Here is an 18,855-nt window from a genome sequence, read left to right as displayed (position 1 = left end):
CGGGTACGGTAACGACCGTGCCCGTCCTCGACCTCGCCGACCCCGCCGCCGTCGACCGCTACGGCTCCTTCGTCCGCGCCCACCCCCACCGGGCGCTCACCCAGGACCTGCGCTGGGGCGTCGTGAAGGACGACTGGGGGCAGGAGGCGGTCTACGTCGAGGAGGACGGCGCCATCGTCGCAGCGATGACGCTGCTGGTGCGCCGGCTGCCCGGCGGCTTCTCGGTGCTCTACGCACCGCGCGGGCCGCTGATGGACTGGTCGGACCCCTCGATGCTGCACCGGCTGCTCGCCGAGGCCGCCCCCCTCGTGCGACGCCACCGGGCGATCATGACCAAGCTGGACCCGGAGGTGCGGTTCACCTCCGAGCTGGACGCCTGGCTGCGCGACCAGGACGGCTGGGTGGTCAAGAACGTCGGGGCCGGCAAGGACGACATGGTCCAGCCCCGCTACTGCATGATCGTCCGCCTCCAGGACGAGGACGGCCGGCAGCTGGACGAGGACGGGCTGATGGCCAAGTACGACGGGAAGGCGCGCAACCGCGTCCGCACCGGGCGCAAGAAGGGGGTCGTCACCGCCGCGGCCGACACCGAGGAGGGGCTGCGCACCTTCCACGACATCTACTCCTACATGGCCCGTCGCAACGAGATCACCACCCGCGAGCTGCCCTACTTCCACCGCCTCCGGGCGGCCTTCGGCGACCGCATGCGGGTGACGCTGGCCTCCCACGAGGAGGATGTGCTGGCGGCGTCGGTGACCGTCGACTACTTCGGCAAGCTCTACTACCTCTACGCCGGGTCCAACGACCTCAAGCGCAACCTGGCCCCCAACCAGGTGATGAACCACGAGCTCATGGTCTGGGGCCTGGAGCGGGGCGCGGAGAGCTACGACATGGGTGGTGTCTTCGAGCTGGACAACTCCGACGGGCTCTACCTGTTCAAGCGGGCCTTCTGCAAGGGCGACGGCGGCGCGACGGAGTTCGTGGGCGAGGTCGACGTCGTGCACCGCCCGGCCCTGTATGCCGTGCTCGCCCGGCTCGTCCCACGCGTGCAGCGCGGACGTCGCGCGCTCGCCGCGCGGGTCTCCCGCGCCGTCAAGCGGCGGGCGCGTCAGGCCTGACGACACGCACCCCGGGTCGACCTGCAGCGCGCACGTGAACCCTGTGGGTCGGTGCGGCCGGGGGTGTCCCGACCCGCCGACGTGCCGGCACACCACCGGCGACGATGTCAGGACGCGAGGCCGGGCAGCCGGAAGAGGCCGCCGTCGAGCGGCTCGACCAGTCCTTCGGCGACGAGTGCGTCGAGGCAGCGGTCGCGCTGGGCCTCCTCGGGCCACACCGCCCGGAGGGCGTCACCAGGCACCGGTTCGGTGCTGTCCCGCAGCAGCTGCACCATGCGGCCACGGCACTGCCGGTCGGTCCCCTGCCAGGCCTGCCCGCGTCGGGGCGGCCCGTCGTGGGCGGGCGACCCGGCCAGCCGCCACGCGCACACGGTCGCGAGCGGGCAGTCGCCGCAGCGCGGTGCCCTGGCCGTGCAGACCAGGGCGCCCAGCTCCATCACCGCGACGTTCCAGACGGCCGCACGCGCGTCGTCCTCCGGCAGCAGCGCGGTCGCCAGCTCCACCTCGGCCCTGCTCAGCGACGGGGCGGGCAGCGCGGTCCCGGTGACGGCGCGGGCGTGGACGCGGCGGACGTTGGTGTCGACCACCGTCGCACGCCGTCCGAAGGCGAACGCCGCGACGGCCGCCGCGGTGTAGTCACCGACCCCCGGCAGCGTCCGCAGCACCGCCTCCTCGGCCGGGACCACCCCACCGTGGTCGTCCCGGACCGCCACCGCCGCGGCGTGCAGGCGCAGCGCCCGCCGCGGGTAGCCCAGCCGGCCCCACTCGCGGACGGCCTCGCCCGCAGCGGCGTCGGCCAGGGCGGACGGGGTGGGCCACAACGACATCCACCGCTGCCAGACGGGCAGCACCCGGGACACCGGGGTCTGCTGGAGCATCACCTCCGAGACCAGCACGCCCCAGGGGGAGCGGTCGGGCCGGCGCCAGGGCAGGTCGCGCTGGTGCGCGGCATACCAGGGCAGCACCAGGTCGTGGAGGACGCCGGCCGCAGGGCGGGCGGGACGCACTAGGAGTAGCGCTCCAGGATCGAGGACTCGGCCAGCCGCGAGAGCCCCTCGCGCACCGCCTTGGCCCGCGCCTCGCCGACGCCGTCGACCTCCATGAGGTCCTCGAGCCCGGCGGACAGCAGCGCCTGGAAGTTGCCGAAGTGCTCCACGAGGCGGTCGACGATCGCTCCGGGCAGGCGAGGTATGCGGTGCAGCAGCCGGTAGCCGGACGGGGTCAGGCTGTGGTGGTCCATGCCGTCGCCGATGACGGTGATGCCCAGGCAGCGGGCCACGGAGGTCAGGTCGAGCAGCTCGGCACCGTCGAGCGAGGCCAGCGACTCCAGCACGTCGGCAGGGTCGCGGGTCGCGTCGGCGGCCGCGGCGTAGTCGCGGATCACCAGCTCACGGTCGCGTCCGATGCCACCGGTCAGCTCCTCCAGCTGCAGGCCCACGAGGCGCCCGTCGACGCCGAGCTCGACGACGTACTGCTCGATCTCGCCGCTGATGCGCCGCACCATCTCCAGGCGCTGGAGCACGGCGGCCACCTCGCGGATGGTGACGAGGTCCTCGATCTCCAGCGCCGACAGCGAGGAGGTCACCTCGTCCAGGCGCGCGCGGTAGCGCTCCAGCGTCTGGAGCGCCTGGTTGGCCTGGGCCAGGATCTGGGTGCGGGCCTCCAGCACGTGCCTCATCGAGCCGACGTAGAGCGCGACGATCGCCATCGACTGGCTCACCGAGATCACCGGCATGTGCGTCTGCTTCGCGACCCGCTCGGCGGTCCGGTGCCGGGTGCCGCTCTCGACCGTCTCGATCGAGGGGTCGGGCACCAGCTGCGTCGCCGCGCGCAGGATGCGGGTGCCCTCGCGGTTGAGCACGATGGCCCCGTCCATCTTGGCCAGCTCGCGCAGCCGGGTGGCGGAGAAGTCCACGTCGAGCTCGAACCCGCCGGTGCAGATGGACTCCACGGTGCGGTCGGTGCCGAGCACGACCAGCGCGCCCGTGCGCCCGCGCAGGATGCGCTCGAGGCCGTCCCGCAGGTCGGTGCCGGGCGCGACCGCCGCCAGCGTCGCGCGCAGCAGGTCCTCGTCGGTGCGTTCGACCACAGTTCCCTCAGCCCTTCCCGGGCGGACGTCGACGGGCCGCCTCGATCCCCTGGGCCCGATAGTAGGCGACCGCTGGGGCAGGTCCAGGCGCGCTCTCGTTTCTTTACCCGTTCGTGACCGGCACGGCGTCCGAGGCGCGCAGCCGGCTGGCCTCGGCGGCGGTGAGGACGAGCGAGACCGCGTCGGCCAGGCTCGCGACCTCGTGCACGCGCATCCCCTCGGGCGGAGGACCCTCGGTCAGCGAGCCGCTGGGCACCACGGCCTCGGTGAAGCCGATGCGCGCCGCCTCGGCGAGCCGGCGCGGCAGCCCGGTGACGGGCCGCAGGTCACCGGCCAGCCCCACCTCGCCGACCGCGATCGTGCCCGTCGGGAGAGCCAGGCCCGCCTTGGCGCTGGTGAGCGCCAGCGCCACCGCCAGGTCGGCGGCGGGCTCGGAGAGGCGGACGCCACCCACCGTGGCGGCGTAGCAGTCCTGGTCGGCCACCGGCACGCCCGCGCGCTGGGCGAGGACCGCGAGCACCATCGCCAGCCGGGAGGAGTCCAGCCCGCTGGTCGTGCGCCGGGCGGAGCCGGCGGAGGAGGGGCTGACCAGCGCCTGGACCTCGGCCACGAGAGGACGCCGCCCCTCCAGCGTCACCGTCACGCAGGTGCCGGGCACCGGGCGGTCGCGGCTGGTCAGGAAGAGCCCGCTGGGGTCTGGCAGGCCGGTGATCCCGGAGTCGCCCAGGTCGAAGCAGCCCACCTCGTCGGTAGGGCCGTAGCGGTTCTTCACCGCCCGGACCAGCCGCAGCCGGGAGTGCCGGTCGCCCTCGAACTGGACGACCACGTCGACGAGGTGCTCGAGCATCCGCGGCCCGGCGATCGAGCCGTCCTTGGTGACGTGCCCGATGAGGATCGCCGCCATGGCGCCACCTCGCGACTTCGCGGCCTGGATCAGGGCGCCGGCGACCTCGCGGACCTGCCCGACGTTGCCGGGCGCGCCGTCGACGTCGGCGGACGCCACGGTCTGCACCGAGTCGACGACCAGCAGGTCGGGGTCGGTCTGCTCGACCTGCCCCAGGACGCTGCCCAGGTCGGTCTCGGAGGCGAGGTAGAGCGTGTCGGCCACCGCGCCGATCCGCTCGGCCCGCAGCTTGACCTGGGCCGCGGACTCCTCCCCGGAGACGTAGAGCACGGACCGGCCGGTGCGCGCGGCGCGGGCGGCCACGTCGAGCGCCAGGGTCGACTTGCCGATGCCGGGCTCGCCGGCCATCAGCACGACCGCACCCGGCACGAGGCCCCCGCCCAGCACGCGGTCGAACTCCCCGACGCCGGTCGACCGCGCCCGGGCGACCTGGGCGTCGACCTGGCCGATCGGCACGGCGGGCCGGGAGGGGGAGACGGCGCTGGTGCGCACGGCCGTCGGGGCCCCGGACTCCTGGACCGTGCCCCAGGTCTGGCACTCGCCGCACCGGCCGACCCACTTCACCGTCGTCCAGCCGCACTCGGTGCACCGGTAGGCCGGCCTGTTCCCGTTCTTCGACGCCACGAGCCCGAGGGTAGGCGGTGGCCCCGACAGGGCCGTGCCCTCACTCCGTGCGCAGGGTCCCCGCGGCGCGGGTGGCGGGATGGACCAGCAGCGGGAGCAGCGGCCGTCCGTCCGGTCCGGCGGCGCGGGTCTGCGCCGCCGTCGCCGCGAGGTGCTCCTCGCAGAGCCGGGCGAGCACCGCATACGCCTCGGGCCCGACGAGCTCGACCAGCTCGGGGCGCAGCGAGACGAAGACCGGCTCGGCGCCGGTGTGCGCCTCGGGGGAGCCGGTGCAGTACCAGTCGAGGTCGTGGCCGCCGGGGCCCCAGGCGCGGCGGTCGTACTCGGTGATCGTGATCTCCAGGTAGGCCGTGCCGTCGGGCAGCTCGACGTCCCGGTACGTCCGCCGCAGCGGCAGCTGCCAGCACACGTCCGGCTTGGTCGTCAGCGGCTCCACGCCCTCGGCGACCGCGTGCTGGTGCAGGGCGCAGCCCGCACCGGCAGGGAAGCCCGGGCGGTTGAGGAAGATGCACCCGCCGTCCACGACGCGGGTCGCCCGGGACGGCGGGCCGTCGGCGTCGTCGTCCTCCGTGTCGACCAGCCACCCCTCGGCCAGCGCCTCGTCGCGCAGCTGCCACTCGTCCGGACCCAGGCGCTGCGCGACGGCCGCCACCCGCGCCACGTCGTCGTCGTCGGTGAGATGGGCGCCGAGCGTGCAGCAGCCCGCATCGGGCTGGGCGGCGTCGATCCCGTGGCACCCCGCGCCGAAGATGCACCGCCAGCGCGACGTCAGCCAGGTCAGGTCCACGCGCAGGCGCTGCGCCGGCTCGGCCGGGTCGGTGAGCTCGGCCCAGGCACGGGGTGCGTCGAGCGGGGTCTCGGTCACCGCGTCACCCTAAGGGGGATAATGGGCCGCATGCGCCTCGGTGTGATCGACGTCGGATCCAACACCGTGCATCTCCTCGTGGTCGACGCCCACCCGGGGGCCCATCCGCTGCCGGACTACTCGCACAGCGTGACCCTGCGGCTGGCCGAGCACCTCACCCCCGAGGGTGCGATCTCGCCGGAGGGGGCGGCGACCCTGGCGCGGTTCGTCACCGACTGCACGGAGGTCGCCGAGAGCCGGGGCGTGGCCGAGCTCATGGGTTTTGCGACCAGCGCGATCCGCGAGGCCGGCAACACCGAGGACGTCCTCGCGCAGGTCGCGTCGTCCTCCGGGGTCGACCTGCACGTGCTGCCCGGCGACGACGAGGCACGGGTCACCTTCCTGGCCGCCCGGCGGTGGTTCGGGTGGTCCGCCGGCCGGATCCTGCTGATCGACATCGGCGGGGGGTCCCTGGAGATGGCGGTCGGCCTGGACGAGGAGCCCGACGTCGCGGTCTCCCTGCCGCTCGGCGCCGGACGGCTCACCCGAGACCTGCGCGGTGACCCGCCCGACACCGCCCGGCTCAGGGAGCTGCGGCGCAGGATCCGCTCCGAGATCGCCGGCGTGCAGCCCTCCCTGGCCCGGGTCGGGGCGCCGCAGCTGGCGGTCGGCACCAGCAAGACCATCCGGTCCCTGGCCCGGGTGTGCGGGGCGGCCCCACGTGCCGAGGGGCCCTACGTGCCGCGTACGCTCGACCGGTCCGACCTCGCGGAGCTCGTGCCCCGCCTGGCCGGGATGACCGCCGCCGAGCGGGCGTCCCTGCCGGGGGTCTCCGTGGCGCGCGCCCCTCAGCTGCTGGCCGGGGCGCTCGTCGTCGAGGCGGCGCTCGACCTGCTCGGCATCGAGTCGCTGAGCATCTGCCCGTGGGCCCTGCGCGAGGGCCTCATCCTCCGCTTCCTGGACGGACTGCCCGATGACTGACACCTCGCCCATCCCGGTCCACCTCTCGTCCTCCTCGGTCTACCCCGAGAACGCCGCCTACTGCTTCGACCTCGCCCAGCGCCTCGGCTACGACGGCGTCGAGGTCATGGTCTGGACCGACCCGGTGACCCAGGAGGCCGGGGCCCTCAAGGCCCTCGCCGAGCTGCACGAGCTGCAGATCGGCGCGATCCACGCCCCCACCCTGCTGCTCGCGCAGCGGCTGTGGGGCTGGGACCCGTGGGGCAAGATCGAGCGTGCGCTCGACCTGGCCGCCGAGGTCCAGGCCCAGTGCGTGGTGGTGCACCCGCCCTTCCGCTGGCAGCGCGGGTATGCCGAGGGCTTCGTCGAGGGCGTGGCGCAGCGCCAGGCGCAGTGGGGCATCAAGATCGGCGTCGAGAACATGTTCCCGTGGCGCTCCGGCGCCCGCGCGATGCAGGCCTACCTGCCCGGCCCCGACCCCCGCGACTTCCCCTACGAGTCCGTGACGCTCGACATCTCCCACGCGGCCACCGCCGGTGTCGACGCCCTGGACCTGGCCCGCGACCTCGGCGACCGCACCTGCCACGTCCACCTCGGTGACTCCTTCGGGTCGTTCATGGACGAGCACCTCGTGCCCGGGCGCGGCAGCCAGCGCTGCGCCGAGGTCCTCGACCACCTGGTGACCACCCGCTTCGGCGGGGTCGTCACCCTCGAGGTCGGCACCCGCAAGATGAAGACGGCGGAACGCGAGGAGGCGCTGGCGGAGTCGCTGGCGTTCGCCCGCCAGCACCTCGGCCAGCACGACCGGCCGGGCGCCCGCGTCGGCGGCTGACGGTCACGACCGGTCGCGGGTGCCGCCCCTGGTCGGCGTAGCCTTGCCCCATGGACCTCGCCGACCTCAACCCGGCCGCCCTCATGCGGCAGACCCTGCTCGGGATGAGCCGCAACGACCAGCTGCGCCAGGTCATCGAGAAGGCCCCCGTGAGCCGGGACGTCGTGCACCGGTTCGTCGGCGGCGCCAGCACCGACGAGGTGCTCCGGGTGGCCGGTGAGCTGGTCGACACGCACCGGCTGGTCACCGTGGATTACCTCGGCGAGGACACCCTCGACCCGGTGATGGCCGAGCACACCCGCGACGCCTACGTCGACGTCCTCGGCGCCATGTCCGGGGCCGGCCTGACCCAGGACGGCACGGTCGAGGTCAGCCTGAAGCTGAGCGCGCTCGGCCAGGCCCTGGGCCGCGACGGCAACCGGATCGCGCTGGACAACGCGCGCACGATCTGCCAGGCGGCCGCCAACGCGGGCACCACCGTGACCCTCGACATGGAGGACCACACCACCACCGACCAGACGCTGTCGGTGCTGCACGACCTGCGCCAGGACTGGCCGTGGGTGGGCGCGGTGCTGCAGAGCTACCTCTACCGCACCGAGCAGGACTGCCGTGACCTCTCTGGCGAGGGCTCGCGCGTGCGGCTGTGCAAGGGCACCTACAAGGAGCCGGAGTCGGTGGCCTTCCAGGACAAGGCCGACGTCGACCGCTCCTACGTGCGCTGCCTCAAGGTCCTCATGGAGGGGCAGGGCTACCCGATGATCGCCACGCACGACCCGCGGCTGGTCGAGATCGCGACGGTGCTGGCCGACAAGGCCGAGCGCTCCGAGGACTCCTTCGAGTTCCAGATGCTGCTGGGCATCCGTCCCGAGGAGCAGCTGCGGCTCGCCGCCTCGGGAGCCCGCATGCGGGTCTACGTCCCCTACGGCGACGAGTGGTACGGCTACCTCATGCGCCGCATGGCCGAACGCCCCGCCAACCTGGGCTTCTTCCTGCGCGGCCTGGCCACCCGGGGGTGAGGGGTATGACGATCGCGCTGCTGGGTGCGGGGGTGATGGGCAGCACGCTGCTCGCCGCCCTCGTCCGTTCCGGGCACGACCCCGCCGACCTTCTCGTGGCCGACAAGTCCCCGGAGCGGGCCGAGCAGGTGGCCGCCCAGCACGGTGCCCGGGCGGCCCGGGCGGACGAGGCCGCTGCCGAGGCCGACGTGGTCGTGCTCGCGGTGAAGCCGCAGGACATGTCCGGGCTCATCGAGCAGATCCACGACGACGTGCGCCCCGGCACCCTGGTCGTCTCCATCGCCGCGGCCATCACCACGGACTTCCTCGAGCGTCGTCTGCCCGCCGGCACCTCGGTGGTGCGGGTGATGCCCAACACCCCGGCGCTGGTCGACCAGGGGATGTCGGGGATGAGCCCGGGCAGCCACTGCACGCCCGAGCAGCTGGAGCAGGCGCGGGAGCTGATGGGCAGCGTCGGACGCGTCATCGTGCTGGACGAGTCCCACCAGGACGCGGTGACGGCGATCAGCGGCAGCGGCCCGGCCTACATCTTCTACGTCGTCGAGGCGATGATCGAGGCCGGCGTCCTGCTGGGCCTGCCCCGCGACACCGCCACGGAGCTGGTCGTGCAGACCCTCTACGGCGCGGCCACGATGATCCGCGAGACCGGTGCCCACCCCACCGTGCTGCGCGAGCAGGTCTCCAGCCCCGGTGGCACCAGCGTCTCGGCGCTGCGCGCCCTGGAGGACCACAAGGTGCGCGCGGCCTTCCTCACCGCCATGGAGGCCGCGGCCACCCGGTCGCGCCAGCTCACCCCGCCGCCGGACTGAGGTCGGGGGCCGGACCGGGCAGCGGCGTGGCCCTCCCAGGAAGCGGTCAGGAGCGCCGCGCAACGCCTCGGCGGCGTGTGACAGAGTATGGGCATGAACGAGATTCACGTGCGCGTCCTCGACAAGGACGAGTGGGCCACCTATCGGGACGTCCGTCTGAGGGCCCTGCGTGAGTCGCCGGAGGCCTTCGTCGCCTCCGCCGAGGAGGAAGAGGCGTTCGAGGACTCGGTGTGGCAGGAGCGCATGGAGCGCTCGCGCCGCATCCTGGCCGTCGACGGCGAGGACGTCATCGGCGTCGTGAGCGTCGGCACCGGCCACCGCACCGGGATCCCCGGGGCCGGCGAGCTGTTCGGCCTGTGGGTCGAGCCGCCGCGCCGTGGCAGCGGCGTCGCCCGCCGGTTGATGGAGAAGGCTGCCCGGGTCGGCCGCGAGGTGGGCCTCAAGCAGCTCGTCTACTGGGTGGGCACCGACAACGGACGGGCCGTGGCGTTCGCCTCCAGCTTCGGCTTCCGGCCGACGGACGACCGTCGCCCGATGCGGATCCGCGGCGTCGACGAGGAGGACGCCGACTCCGAGGAGATGATGATGGTCTACCCGCTGACCGACACCGGCGGCGTCCCGACCTCGCTCTGAGACCCCGCGGCCCGGCGTCCCGCGCCGGGACGGCTGCGCCGGCCCCGCCGCCGCGGCGGGCGTGACCACGACGCCGTGTCGTGGACTACCGTGGCTCCTATGACGGCATCCTGGGTGATGTGGGACGAGCGCTACACGGCCTACGACTTCGGGCCGGGCCACCCCATGCACCCGTCGCGGCTCGACCTGACGCACCGGCTCGCGGACGCCCTCGGCCTGCTCGACCACGACGACGTGGTCGTCCGGCCGGTGGAGCCCGCGACCGACGAGCAGCTGCTGACCGTGCACAGCCCCGAGCTGCTCGAGGCCGTGAAGGCGGCCTCGGCCGACCCTGCCTCGGCCACCGGCCGGCACGGCGTGGGCACCGAGGACACCCCGGCGTTCGCCGGCATGCACGAGGCCTCCGCCCTTGCCGTCGGCGGCACCCTGGCCGCGGCCGAGGCGGTCTGGTCGGGCGAGGCCAGGCACGCCGTCAACATCGGTGGCGGCCTGCACCACGCGATGCCCACGACCGCCAGCGGCTTCTGCGTCTACAACGACGCGGCGGTGGCGATCACCCGGCTGCTGGACCTGGGCGCTCGGCGGGTGGTCTACCTCGACCTGGACGTCCACCACGGGGACGGTGTGGAGCGGGTGTTCTGGGACGACGACCGGGTGATGACCGTCTCCCTGCACGAGACCGGCCGTGCGCTCTTCCCCGGCACCGGCTTCCCCGGCGACACGGGTGGGCCGCGCGCCGCGGACACCGCCGTCAACATCGCCCTGCCGCCCGGCACCGGCGACGAGGGGTGGCTGCGCGCCTACCAGGCCGTGGTCCCCACGATCGTGCGCACCTTCGGGCCCGACGTGCTGGTGAGCCAGCACGGCTGCGACTGTCACTACTCCGACCCGCTGGCCCACCTGAGCGTGTCGATGGAGGCGATGGCGACGGCATACTCCTGGGTGCGTGACCTGGCCGACGACGTGGCCGGCGGGCGGTGGGTGTCCCTGGGCGGTGGCGGGTACGAGCTCGTCGACGTGGTGCCCCGCGCCTGGACCCACCTCATCGGCGTGGTGACCGGACGGCCCGTGGACCCCACGACGCCGGTGCCGCAGAGCTGGCGGAGCCATGTGGAGCACACCTACGGCCGCGAGGCACCGGCGACGATGGGTGACCGTGGCGGCCGCCCGATCCGGTACGGGGCCTGGGAGGACGGCTACCACCCCGAGGACCCGGTGGACTCGGCGATCATGGCCACCCGCCGGGCGATCTTCCCCGGATGGGGCCTGGACCCCTATTTCGACTGATCAGGCCACGTCCGGCACACCAGTCACACCGGTCCAGGTGGCACCAGTCCGCGTGTCGGGCTGGACAATCTGCCGCCACCGCTTTCGCAAACACCACATCTGCCCCTAGTGTGGGCACGACAGATCAGTGGAGCCGGGCCGGAGGGGAAGCCGCGACCGGGTCCACGCTCATACGAGAGACGGGATGCGTCCTATGGCAGAAGAGCGCCAGCTCGCCGAGATGACGTTCATGACCGTGGCCGAGGTGGCTGCCGTGATGCGCGTGTCCAAGATGACGGTGTACCGCCTGGTGCACTCCGGCGAGCTCCCGGCCGTCCGTGTCGGCCGTTCCTTCCGGGTCCCCGAGAAGGCAGTCCACGACTACCTCGACGAGTCCTACCACGGCACTGCGTGACCGAGGTCTCCGGGGCGGCCCCGCCCGTGAGGGTCGGCCGGGAACCATCCGGTGGGTTTGGGCGCCGACCGGCAGCCGCGCTAGGCTTGCCGGGTTCGTCGTGCGGGTGAGGCGTGGCAGCGATGCCGCGATCAGCGCCGCTCCCGGCCGCCTGCGCGGGTGCACCGATGCGATGCGGTGACCCGTGCGCCCCGCACGACGCCGAGGCACGACCCTGACCATCGAGACGAAGGACAGCCCATGGGCTCTGTGATCAAGAAGCGCCGCAAGCGGATGGCGAAGAAGAAGCACCGCAAGCTGCTGCGCAAGACGCGTCACCAGCGTCGCAACAAGAAGTGACCGGCTGAGCCGGAGCGCTGCAGAAGGCGTCGACCCCGACGGGGCGGCGCCTTCGGCGTCCCCGGCGCCCGTGATGGCACGGCACGAGGAGCGGGTATGAGGTGGCTCGAGCAGCTGCGTGGCCGGCGGTCGCGCGGCGGGGAGGTCGACGTGGTCGTCGTCACCCGCGCCGGCTGCCACCTGTGCGACCAGATGGAGCAGGTCGTCTCCCAGGTGCTGGCCGAGCGGCCCGCGCGCGGGGCCCGCCGGGGGAGGCTGCGCGTCGTCGACCTGGACGAGCTCGGCCGCACCGACCCCGCCCTGCTGGAGCGGTGGACGACCCGGGTCCCCGTCCTGCTGGTGGAGGACCGGGAGGTCGCGCACTGGAGCGTGGACCCGCAGGCCGTCCGGACGGCCCTGCGCCGCTGACCCGCGGAGGTGGCCTGCGCCGATGCGCCGTGCGGGCCGACGTCACGTCAAGCGGTGACGTACCTCACGGAGGCTCGTTTTGGTTGAAACGGGAACCGCTGCCTAGAGTGTGGGGGTCCGCGTCGAGCGTGTCAGCGCGTCTGATATAAGACCGCCCCTCGACGTCGTTGTCGATGAGAGGAGCGGGGTCCGCCGATGATGGCCGAGTCGACCCGACGCGGTGTGCCGGAGGCCACCGTCGGACGACTCCCCGGCTACCTGCGGGCCCTGACCGAGCTGGCCGAGCGCGGCCGTCCCTCCGTCTCCAGCGACGAGCTGGCCGACCTGATGGGCATCCGCTCCGCCCAGGTCCGCAAGGACCTGTCCTCCCTGGGCTCCTACGGCGTGCGCGGCGTCGGCTACGACGTCGCCCGCCTCTCCGACCAGATCGCGGCCGAGCTCGGGCTCAGCCAGGAACGTCCCGTGGTGATCGTCGGGATGGGCAACCTGGGCCGCGCGCTCGTCGCCTACGGCGGCCTGGCCCCGCGCGGCTTCCAGGTCGTCGCCCTTGTCGACAACGACCCGGAGCTGGTCGGCACCACGATCGAGGGCCTGGCCGTCGGCACCTTCGCCGACCTCGACCCCGTGCGCACCCCGGTCGCCGTCGGGGTCGTCACCACGCCGGCGTCCGCGGCCCAGCAGGTCGCCGACACGCTGGTGGGCCTGGGTGTGCGCTCGATCCTCAACTTCGCCCCGGTCGTGCTCCGCGTGCCGGAGGGCGTGCACGTGCGGGCCGTCGACCTGGCGACCGAGCTGCAGATCCTCGCCTTCCACGAGCACCAGCGTCTGCTGGCCGACTCGCGGGGGGACGAGGCCGGATGAGCGTCCTGGTCGTCGGGCTGTCCCACCACACGGCCCCCATCGAGCTGCTCGAGCGTGCCGCGCTCGGGGCCGAGGGGGCGCGCGACCTCGCGGCGCGGGTCCACGAGCGCGAGCACGTGGCCGAGTCCCTGGTCCTGGCGACCTGCAACCGGCTCGAGGTCGTCGTCGAGGCCGACACCTTCCACGGGGCGCTCACCGGGGTGGGCGAGGCGCTGTGCGAGATCACGGGTCTGGAGCGCGAGGCCCTCGCCTCCCACCTCTACGTCCACTACGACGAGCGGGCCGTGGCCCACCTCTTCGAGCTGGCCTGCGGGCTGGACTCCATGGCGGTGGGCGAGAGCCAGATCCTGGGGCAGCTGCGCGACGCCCTCGCCGCCGCCCAGCAGGACGGCCGGCTGGGCGCCACGCTCAACCCGCTGCTGCAGCAAGCCCTGCGCGTGGGTAAGCGCGCCCACTCCGAGACCACGATCGACCGGGTCTCCCACTCCCTGGTCGGCACGGGGCTCGACCTGGCCCGCTCCGTGCTCAGCGACCTCTCCGGCGCCAAGGCGGTGGTCGTCGGGGCGGGCGCCATGTCCGGGCTGGCCGTCTCCACGCTCGCACGCGCCGGCGTCACCGACCTGACGATCGTCAACCGCACCCGCGACCGGGCCGAGCGGCTCGCCGCGCAGCACGGCGCACGGGTCGCCGACTGGGTCGACGCGCCCCGCCTCGTGGGCGGCGCCGACCTGGTGCTCACCTGCACCGGCGCCGTCGGGCACGTCGTCGACGCCGACCGGCTCGCCCGGGCCCGCGCCGACCAGGGCCGCAGCGGCGCACCGCTGGTGCTGCTCGACCTGGCGCTCCCGCGCGACGTCGACCCGGCCGTCACCTCCCTGGCAGGGGTGCGCCTGTGGGGGCTGGCCGAGCTGCGCGACGAGCTCGAGACGGCCGACCGCGCCGAGCACGCCGACGGTGGGCGGACCGCCCAGGACGACGCGGTCGACGCCGTGCGCGCGCTGGTCAGCACCGAGGTGGCCGGGTACGTGGCCGAGCGGCGCACCGCACGGCTCGGCCCGACCCTGGCCGCGCTCCGCGCCCAGGCCGCACGGGTCGTCGACGCCGAGATGAGCCGTCTGGACCAGCGGGTGCCCCACCTGCCCGACGACGAGCGGGCCGAGGTCCGCCGCACCGTCCAGCGGGTCGTCGACAAGCTGCTCCACACCCCCACCGTGCGGGTCAAGCAGCTGCAGACGGGGGCCGGCAACGAGCCCGGCGACTACGCCACCGCCCTGCGCGAGCTGTTCGACCTCGACCCCCACGAGGTCGCGGTCGTCGCCGCGCCGCCGCTGGAGGTGCCCGACATCACCGCGGCCTCCGAGGCCGCCCGGGCAGGGGGTGCCCGATGAGCGTCGGCTCCCTCCGCCCGGACGCCACGCCCGACCGGATGCCCTGGGTCGCCCGCGTGGGCCGCCCGCTGCGCCTGGGCACCCGGGCCAGCGCCCTGGCCACCAGCCAGTCCGAGTGGGTGGCCGACCGCCTGCGCGCGGCCGGCCACGAGGTCGAGCTGGTCCTGGTCCGCACCGAGGGCGACGTGTCGCGGGCCAGCCTGTCCGAGATCGGCGGCACGGGGGTGTTCGCCTCGGCGCTGCGCGATGCCCTGCGCGAGGGCCGGATCGACCTGGCCGTGCACTCGCTCAAGGACATCCCGACCACCCCCGAGCCGGGGCTGGTCATCGCCGCCGTGCCCGAGCGCGAGGACCCCCGCGACGCGCTCGTCGCCCGCGACGGGCTCACGCTCGCCCAGCTGCCCCCCGGGTCGGTCGTCGGCACCGGCTCGCCCCGCCGTGCCGCCCAGCTGGCCCGGACCCGGCCCGACCTGGTCGTCCGCGACATCCGCGGCAACGTCGGCACCCGCATCGACCTGGTCCGCACCGGCGAGCTGGACGCGGTGGTCCTGGCCTGCGCCGGGCTGGCCCGTCTGGGCCGTCTGGACGAGGCGACCGAGCGGATCGACCTGGCGACCATGCTGCCCGCGCCCGGCCAGGGCGCCCTGGCGGTGGAGTGCCGGGACGGCGACGCCCCGCTGCAGGACCACGGGGTCGACGCGGGGATCACCGACGCCGACCTCGCGCGGCTGCTGGCCGAGGTCCTCGAGCACGCCCCGACCCGGGCGGCCGTGACCGCCGAGCGGGCCGTCCTGGCCCGCCTCGAGGCCGGGTGCACCGCCCCGGTCGGCGCGCTCGCGACCTTCGTGCCCGGCGCCGGGCACGTGCACGGCATACCCGGTGCCCTCGGCGCCGACCCCGACGCGACGGACCTCGACGTGCCGCCGCTGACCCTTTCCGTCTTCGTGGCGCTGCAGGACCTCCCGCAGCGCCAGGAGCTGACCGGGACCGACCCGGTCCACCTCGGCCGCACCCTGGCCGACGACCTGTTGAACCGTCTCGACCCCAGGACCGTGCGCCCCGACGCCGCGGCGACCGGCCCGGGGTCACCCAACACCGGAGTGTGATCCGCACGTGAGCACCCAAGCCGCGTCCCTGCCCGTCCCGCCCCCGGCCACCGCCGCCCGGGTCGCCTTCGTCGGGGCGGGACCGGGCGACCCCGGGCTGCTCACGGTGCGCGCCCGGGACTACCTGGCCGCCGCCGACGTGGTCCTGCTCGACACGATCCACCACGTGGAGCAGCTGCGCGCGTGGACCAGGGAGGACGTCGAGTTCGTCGTCACCACCGAGCAGAGCCCGTCGCGGGCCGGCCGCCCGATGGGGGAGGACGCCCGCGCCCAGCTCCTCGTGCGCACCGCCACCCGCTTCGGCGCGCCCTCCCACCTCGTGGTGCGGCTCATGGACGGCGACCCGACCGCGTTCACCGGGCTGACCGTGGAGGCGCTGGCCTGCCGTGAGGCCGGGGTGCCCTTCGAGATCGTGCCCGGGGTGAGCACCGCCTGGTCGGTGCCCGCCTACGCCGGGGTGCCGTTGTCCACCCACGAGGGGGCCGGCTCGCTGCACATGGTCTCGGCCGCCGACCCGCAGGTCGACTGGACGCTCTCGGCCCGCGAGGACATCACCGTGGTCATCCTCGGGTGCGGGGAGCCGCTGACCGCGGCCCTGCGCCGGCTGGCCGAGGCGGGCCGCGACCCGCAGTCCCCCGTCGCGCTGACCCAGCACGGCACCACGGTCACCCAGCACACCTCGGTCACCACGCTCGAGACCGCCATCGCGGCGCTGTCCTCCGGCAAGAGCGAGTGCCCCGACGCGTCCGTCGCCGTCGTCGGGCAGCAGGTCGAGCTGCGCGCCGAGCTGTCCTGGTACGAGACCAAGCCGCTCTTCGGCTGGTCGATCCTGGTGCCGCGCACCAAGGAGCAGGCGGAGCCGATGACCGAGCGGATCGCCTCCTACGGCGCCACCTCCGCGGTCGTGCCGACCATCTCGGTCGAGCCGCCCCGCACCCCGCAGCAGATGGACCGGGCGGTCAAGGGCCTGGTCACCGGTCGCTACGAGTGGGTCGGCTTCACCTCGGTCAACGCGGTCAGGGCCGTGCGGGAGAAGTTCGAGGCCCTTGGCCTGGACGCCCGCGCCTTCTCCGGGCTCAAGCTCGCCGCCGTGGGCGGCGTGACCGCCGACGCGCTGCGCGACTGGGGCCTGGAGCCCGACCTCGTGCCCGAGGAGGAGCAGTCGGCGCTGGGGCTGCTGCAGGCGTGGCCGCCCTACGACGAGGTGCTCGACCCCATCAACCGGGTCTTCCTGCCGCGGGCCGACATCGCCACCGACACCCTGGTGGCCGGGCTGCAGGAGGCCGGCTGGGAGGTCGACGACGTCACCGCCTACCGCACCGTGCGCGCGGCCCCGCCGCCCGCTCCCGTGCGCGAGGCGATCAAGGGCGGTGCCTTCGACGCGGTCTGCTTCACCTCCTCCTCGACCGTGCGCAACCTGGTCGGCATCGCCGGCAAGCCCCACCCGACGACCGTCGTGGCGTGCATCGGGCCGGCCACCGCCAAGACCGCCGAGGAGCACGGCCTGCGGGTCGACGTCGTCGCGCCGGAGGCCAGCTCGCTGGCGCTCGTGGACGCGCTGGCCCAGCACGCCCGCGGCGTGGCCGCCGCCGCGCAGGCAGAGGGTCGGCCGGTGCTGCGCCCCAGCCAGCAGCGCGCCGCGGGTCGCCGCTCCCGCGCACGTCGGTGACCGGCGGCGACCGTCGTCCGGCCCTCGTGACGCCGCACGAGCGTCCCCGCCGGCTGCGGACCACCCCCGCGGTCCGACGCCTCGTGGCGCAGACCCGGCTGCACCCGGCCGACCTGGTGCTGCCGGTCTTCGTCCGCGACGGGATCGAGGAGCCGCAGCCCGTCAGCTCCATGCCCGGTGTCCTGCAGCACACCCTCGAGAGCCTGGTCGACGCCGCCCGTGAGGCCGTCGCGGCCGGGGTCGGCGGGATCATGGTCTTCGGGGTGCCGCGCGAGGCGGACAAGGACGCCGCGGGCACCTGCGGGACCGAGCCCGACGGCATCCTCAACCGGGCGCTGCGCGCGCTGCGCGACGCCCTGGGGGACTCCACCGTCCTGATGAGCGACCTGTGCCTGGACGAGTTCACCGACCACGGCCACTGCGGGGTGCTCGACGCCCACGGCCGCGTCGACAACGACGCCACGCTGGAGCGGTATGCACAGATGGCCGTCGCGCAGGCCGCCGCCGGGGCCCACGTCGTGGGACCCAGCGGGATGATGGACGGCCAGGTGCGGGTCGTCCGTGCGGCGCTCGACGCGGCCGGCCACCAGGACGTGGCCGTGCTGGCCTACAGCGCCAAGTACGCCTCCGCCTGCTACGGCCCGTTCCGGGAGGCCGTGGCCTCCACCCTGCAGGGAGACCGCGCGACCTACCAGCAGGACCCGGCCAACCGCACCGAGAGCCTGAGGGAGCTGCGGCTCGACCTCGCCGAGGGTGCCGACATGGTCATGGTCAAGCCGGCCGGGCCCTACCTCGACGTGCTCAGCGACGTCGCCGAGGTCGCCGACGTGCCGGTCGCCGCCTACCAGGTCAGCGGGGAGTACTCCATGATCGAGGCGGCGGCGGAGCGCGGCTGGGTCGACCGTGACCGCATGGTCCTGGAGTCGCTGACCTCGGTCCGTCGGGCCGGGGCCCAGGTCGTGCTCACCTACTACGCCGTGCACGCGGCCCGGCTGCTGGCGGCCGGGCGGTGAGCGGGGCGACCCCGGCGCCGGAGGTGCGCTGGCTCGACGACGAGGAGCAGCGGGCCTGGCGGGCCATCCTGCGCTCCTCCCACCTGCTGCGCCTGGCCATGGAGGAGGCCCTGGACCGCCACGACGTCAGCATGGGCGAGTACGAGCTGCTCTCGATGGTCTCCGAGGCGCCCGGCGCCCGGATGCGCATGTCGGCGCTGGCCGAGCTGGTCGTGCAGTCGCGCAGCAGGGTCAGCCACACCGCCACGCGCCTGGAGCGCAGGGGCTGGGTGCGCCGCGACCGCTCCACCGACGACGGCCGCGGCGTGATGCTGGCGCTGACCGACGAGGGCCTGCGGATGATCGGCGAGCTCGCGCCGGTCCACGTGGAGAGCGTGCGTCAGGCCCTGCTGGACCACCTGAGCCGCGAGGAGCTGCTGGCCTACGGCGAGCTGATGGCGCGGGTCGTGCGGGCCAACCGCGGGCAGGACCAGGCCTCCGACGTCATCTAGGGACCGTCGACCGGGGACGGGCGGCGGCCCTCCCGGTGGCGGTGGCGCCGCGGTGAGCGCCACCTCCCGG

At 74.3% G+C, this 18,855-nt stretch carries 20 protein-coding genes; 16 read left to right on the top strand and 4 right to left on the bottom strand.

Annotated features, from left to right (window positions below; all coding sequences use genetic code 11):
* Positions 1–17 precede the first annotated feature (17 nt).
* A complete protein-coding gene (locus K330_RS19395; protein ID WP_022920896.1) occupies positions 18–1,118 on the top strand; it encodes a lipid II:glycine glycyltransferase FemX in 1,101 nt (366 codons plus the stop codon).
* Between the two features lie 107 nt (positions 1,119–1,225).
* On the opposite strand, the gene K330_RS0105755 is transcribed toward K330_RS19395, so the two are convergent.
* The 4 genes from K330_RS0105755 to K330_RS0105740 all read right to left on the bottom strand — a co-directional run bounded on the left by K330_RS0105755 (position 1,226) and on the right by K330_RS0105740 (position 5,600).
* Complete coding sequence (locus tag K330_RS0105755) at positions 1,226–2,125, bottom strand: HhH-GPD family protein (RefSeq protein WP_022920895.1); 900 nt, start codon at positions 2,123–2,125, stop codon at positions 1,226–1,228.
* Entirely contained in the window at positions 2,125–3,207 is a 1,083-nt protein-coding gene (disA, locus tag K330_RS0105750; RefSeq protein WP_022920894.1) for a DNA integrity scanning diadenylate cyclase DisA, read from the bottom strand. Before disA ends, K330_RS0105755 begins: the two co-directional genes overlap by 1 nt.
* Before the next feature lie 103 nt (positions 3,208–3,310).
* Positions 3,311–4,735, bottom strand: a complete 1,425-nt coding sequence (gene radA / locus K330_RS19390; protein WP_051145490.1) for a DNA repair protein RadA — start codon at positions 4,733–4,735, stop codon at positions 3,311–3,313.
* Between the two features lie 40 nt (positions 4,736–4,775).
* Positions 4,776–5,600, bottom strand: coding sequence for a DUF3109 family protein (locus tag K330_RS0105740; RefSeq protein ID WP_022920892.1), 825 nt, complete (start codon positions 5,598–5,600; stop codon positions 4,776–4,778).
* A 30-nt stretch (positions 5,601–5,630) separates the two neighbouring features.
* Between K330_RS0105740 and K330_RS0105735 the strand changes: the two genes are divergently transcribed.
* From K330_RS0105735 to K330_RS0105665, 15 genes are all read left to right on the top strand, one after another.
* Positions 5,631–6,560 carry a Ppx/GppA family phosphatase gene (locus K330_RS0105735; RefSeq protein WP_029202361.1) on the top strand — a complete coding sequence of 310 codons (930 nt, stop codon included), beginning with the start codon at positions 5,631–5,633 and terminating at the stop codon, positions 6,558–6,560.
* A complete protein-coding gene (locus tag K330_RS0105730; protein WP_022920890.1) occupies positions 6,553–7,371 on the top strand; it encodes a sugar phosphate isomerase/epimerase family protein in 819 nt (272 codons plus the stop codon). Before K330_RS0105735 ends, K330_RS0105730 begins: the two co-directional genes overlap by 8 nt.
* 50 nt (positions 7,372–7,421) lie before the next feature.
* Positions 7,422–8,387, top strand: coding sequence for a proline dehydrogenase family protein (locus tag K330_RS0105725; protein ID WP_022920889.1), 966 nt, complete (start codon positions 7,422–7,424; stop codon positions 8,385–8,387).
* A 5-nt stretch (positions 8,388–8,392) separates the two neighbouring features.
* Positions 8,393–9,196, top strand: a complete 804-nt coding sequence (proC, locus tag K330_RS0105720) for a pyrroline-5-carboxylate reductase (protein ID WP_022920888.1) — start codon at positions 8,393–8,395, stop codon at positions 9,194–9,196.
* A 93-nt stretch (positions 9,197–9,289) separates the two neighbouring features.
* Positions 9,290–9,829 (top strand): GNAT family N-acetyltransferase, encoded by a 540-nt coding sequence (locus tag K330_RS0105715; RefSeq protein WP_029202360.1) that lies wholly within the window; start codon positions 9,290–9,292, stop codon positions 9,827–9,829.
* A gap of 99 nt (positions 9,830–9,928) precedes the next feature.
* The gene (locus K330_RS0105710; protein ID WP_029202359.1) at positions 9,929–11,116 is read left to right on the top strand and encodes an acetoin utilization protein AcuC; all 1,188 of its coding nucleotides are present in this window, start codon (positions 9,929–9,931) and stop codon (positions 11,114–11,116) included.
* A gap of 193 nt (positions 11,117–11,309) precedes the next feature.
* Positions 11,310–11,510: a helix-turn-helix domain-containing protein gene (locus K330_RS0105705; protein ID WP_022920885.1), complete on the top strand. Its 201-nt coding sequence runs from the start codon at positions 11,310–11,312 to the stop codon at positions 11,508–11,510.
* A 240-nt stretch (positions 11,511–11,750) separates the two neighbouring features.
* Complete coding sequence (locus tag K330_RS23190) at positions 11,751–11,849, top strand: 30S ribosomal protein bS22 (protein ID WP_003792170.1); 99 nt, start codon at positions 11,751–11,753, stop codon at positions 11,847–11,849.
* 96 nt (positions 11,850–11,945) lie between these two features.
* A complete protein-coding gene (locus K330_RS0105695; protein ID WP_022920883.1) occupies positions 11,946–12,257 on the top strand; it encodes a glutaredoxin family protein in 312 nt (103 codons plus the stop codon).
* Between the two features lie 198 nt (positions 12,258–12,455).
* The gene (locus tag K330_RS19385; RefSeq protein ID WP_084617287.1) at positions 12,456–13,118 is read left to right on the top strand and encodes a redox-sensing transcriptional repressor Rex; all 663 of its coding nucleotides are present in this window, start codon (positions 12,456–12,458) and stop codon (positions 13,116–13,118) included.
* Positions 13,115–14,506 (top strand): glutamyl-tRNA reductase, encoded by a 1,392-nt coding sequence (locus tag K330_RS19380; protein WP_022920881.1) that lies wholly within the window; start codon positions 13,115–13,117, stop codon positions 14,504–14,506. The genes K330_RS19385 and K330_RS19380 overlap by 4 nt, the downstream gene beginning before the upstream one ends.
* A 38-nt stretch (positions 14,507–14,544) precedes the next feature.
* Complete coding sequence (gene hemC, locus K330_RS19375; RefSeq protein WP_051145505.1) at positions 14,545–15,612, top strand: hydroxymethylbilane synthase; 1,068 nt, start codon at positions 14,545–14,547, stop codon at positions 15,610–15,612.
* Between the two features lie 7 nt (positions 15,613–15,619).
* Entirely contained in the window at positions 15,620–17,281 is a 1,662-nt protein-coding gene (locus K330_RS0105675; protein ID WP_022920879.1) for a bifunctional uroporphyrinogen-III C-methyltransferase/uroporphyrinogen-III synthase, read from the top strand.
* Between the two features lie 26 nt (positions 17,282–17,307).
* On the top strand, positions 17,308–18,294 hold the full coding sequence (gene hemB, locus K330_RS0105670) for a porphobilinogen synthase (protein WP_029202356.1): 987 nt from the start codon (positions 17,308–17,310) through the stop codon (positions 18,292–18,294).
* Positions 18,291–18,785 carry a MarR family winged helix-turn-helix transcriptional regulator gene (locus K330_RS0105665; RefSeq protein WP_022920877.1) on the top strand — a complete coding sequence of 165 codons (495 nt, stop codon included), beginning with the start codon at positions 18,291–18,293 and terminating at the stop codon, positions 18,783–18,785. The genes hemB and K330_RS0105665 overlap by 4 nt, the downstream gene beginning before the upstream one ends.
* The last annotated feature ends 70 nt before the right edge of the window (positions 18,786–18,855 follow it).

It is taken from the genome of Ornithinimicrobium pekingense DSM 21552, from assembly GCF_000421185.1.
Taxonomy (GTDB): domain Bacteria; phylum Actinomycetota; class Actinomycetes; order Actinomycetales; family Dermatophilaceae; genus Ornithinicoccus; species Ornithinicoccus pekingensis.
Note: the sequence above shows the minus strand (reverse complement) of the source record. Positions and strands in the feature narration are given on the sequence as shown.

Coding starts and splice junctions, on each gene's coding strand:
- K330_RS0105730 (WP_022920890.1), top strand. CDS start 6,553: ATGACTGACACCTCGCCCATCCCGGTCCACCTCTCGTCCTCCTCGGTC.
- K330_RS0105735 (WP_029202361.1), top strand. CDS start 5,631: ATGCGCCTCGGTGTGATCGACGTCGGATCCAACACCGTGCATCTCCTC.
- K330_RS0105715 (WP_029202360.1), top strand. CDS start 9,290: ATGAACGAGATTCACGTGCGCGTCCTCGACAAGGACGAGTGGGCCACC.
- K330_RS0105705 (WP_022920885.1), top strand. CDS start 11,310: ATGGCAGAAGAGCGCCAGCTCGCCGAGATGACGTTCATGACCGTGGCC.
- K330_RS0105695 (WP_022920883.1), top strand. CDS start 11,946: ATGAGGTGGCTCGAGCAGCTGCGTGGCCGGCGGTCGCGCGGCGGGGAG.
- K330_RS19385 (WP_084617287.1), top strand. CDS start 12,456: ATGGCCGAGTCGACCCGACGCGGTGTGCCGGAGGCCACCGTCGGACGA.
- proC (WP_022920888.1), top strand. CDS start 8,393: ATGACGATCGCGCTGCTGGGTGCGGGGGTGATGGGCAGCACGCTGCTC.
- K330_RS0105710 (WP_029202359.1), top strand. CDS start 9,929: ATGACGGCATCCTGGGTGATGTGGGACGAGCGCTACACGGCCTACGAC.
- K330_RS23190 (WP_003792170.1), top strand. CDS start 11,751: ATGGGCTCTGTGATCAAGAAGCGCCGCAAGCGGATGGCGAAGAAGAAG.
- K330_RS19380 (WP_022920881.1), top strand. CDS start 13,115: ATGAGCGTCCTGGTCGTCGGGCTGTCCCACCACACGGCCCCCATCGAG.
- hemC (WP_051145505.1), top strand. CDS start 14,545: ATGCCCTGGGTCGCCCGCGTGGGCCGCCCGCTGCGCCTGGGCACCCGG.
- K330_RS0105725 (WP_022920889.1), top strand. CDS start 7,422: ATGGACCTCGCCGACCTCAACCCGGCCGCCCTCATGCGGCAGACCCTG.